Origin of the sequence: Escherichia sp. WS1450, from assembly GCF_046487395.1 — a bacterium.
Classification (GTDB): domain Bacteria; phylum Pseudomonadota; class Gammaproteobacteria; order Enterobacterales; family Enterobacteriaceae; genus Escherichia; species Escherichia coli.
In genome coordinates this window covers 1-633 of record NZ_JBJQJO010000158.1, presented here as the reverse complement: position 1 = coordinate 633, position 633 = coordinate 1, and the positions used below count along the sequence as shown (strand labels likewise).

The following is a 633-nucleotide window of genomic DNA, read 5'->3' as shown; positions in this document are numbered from 1 at the left end:
GCGCCTGCGCTGTCACAACAGGCAGTAGACCAGGAATGGAGTTATATGGACTTCCTGGAGCATCTGCTTCATGAAGAAAAACTGGCACGTCATCAACGTAAACAGGCGATGTATACCCGAATGGCAGCCTTCCCGGCGGTGAAAACGTTCGAAGAGTATGACTTCACATTCGCCACCGGAGCACCGCAGAAGCAACTCCAGTCGTTACGCTCACTCAGCTTCATAGAACGTAATGAAAATATCGTATTACTGGGGCCATCAGGTGTGGGGAAAACCCATCTGGCAATAGCGATGGGCTATGAAGCCGTCCGTGCAGGTATCAAAGTTCGCTTCACAACAGCAGCAGATCTGTTACTTCAGTTATCTACGGCACAACGTCAGGGCCGTTATAAAACGACGCTTCAGCGTGGAGTAATGGCCCCCCGCCTGCTCATCATTGATGAAACAGGCTATCTGCCGTTCAGTCAGGAAGAAGCAAAACTGTTCTTCCAGGTCATTGCTAAACGTTACGAAAAGAGCGCAATGATCCTGACATCCAATCTGCCGTTCGGGCAGTGGGATCAAACGTTCGCCGGTGATGCAGCACTGACCTCAGCGATGCTGGACCGTATCTTACACCACTCACATGTCGTT

Annotated in this window: 1 protein-coding gene; it reads left to right on the top strand. The window is 50.9% G+C overall.

Annotated elements, in window-relative coordinates; translation table 11 throughout:
- Window positions 1-633 (top strand): IS21-like element IS100kyp family helper ATPase IstB (gene istB, locus ACJHYR_RS28110; RefSeq protein WP_128486054.1); only part of this gene is annotated, 633 nt, incomplete at both ends.